This is a genomic window from Desulfoferrobacter suflitae (assembly GCF_022603395.1).
Lineage (GTDB): Bacteria > Desulfobacterota > Syntrophobacteria > Syntrophobacterales > Syntrophobacteraceae > Desulfoferrobacter > Desulfoferrobacter suflitae.
Window position 1 is genome coordinate 1 of the sequence record NZ_JAIBKA010000053.1, and the last position, 563, is coordinate 563.

General features: G+C 44.8%; 1 protein-coding gene. It reads left to right on the plus strand.

Annotated features, from left to right (window positions below):
- The first annotated feature begins 87 nt into the window (after nucleotides 1-87).
- The gene (locus K1V27_RS22590; protein ID WP_258932542.1) at nucleotides 88-363 is read left to right on the plus strand and encodes a GIY-YIG nuclease family protein; all 276 of its coding nucleotides are present in this window, start codon (nucleotides 88-90) and stop codon (nucleotides 361-363) included.
- Nucleotides 364-563: the final 200 nt, after the last annotated feature.

Sequence of the window (563 nt, forward strand, 5' to 3'; positions counted from 1 at the left end):
GTGGGAAAGAGAGATTTGAGGATTGATTTGATTGAGTCTTTTGCTAATATGGCTGATGGTTCACCCCGCCAAATAGCTTGAGGTCCAATGCATTACACTTATGTCCTACAAAGCGGGAAAGATGGTAAATTCTATGTTGGCTATACCAAAAACCTCAAGCTAAGATTTGAGCAGCACACAAAAGGACTTGTAGCATCCACCAAGGACAGAAGGCCACTCAAACTTGTTTATTACGAGGCTTGTGTGGAACAAGCGGATGCAACCAAACGTGAAAAGTATTTGAAAACTCATTATGGAAAGCTTTACTTGCATAAACGGCTCAAATCTTATTTGGCGGGGTTCACCCCGTCAAATAGCTTGTAATCACACGGTTAGTCTATCTGCTAGAAGAGGTGAAAAAGCGGTGCACCCTATGGCGGCTCGAAATACTCAGCCTAAGATTCGAGCAACGATTGGGAAGATTCATGGTTGCTAACAGCTGCTCAAATCTTATTTGGCGGGGTAAACTTGGCTCGCCCTGTGGAATCCTCCGAAGGAGGGCCGCAGGTTGCGTTATTCAACAG

What these genes read in the sequence shown, in the direction of transcription:
- K1V27_RS22590 (WP_258932542.1), top strand. Translation starts at nt 88, where the DNA reads ATGCATTACACTTATGTCCTACAAAGCGGGAAAGATGGTAAATTCTAT.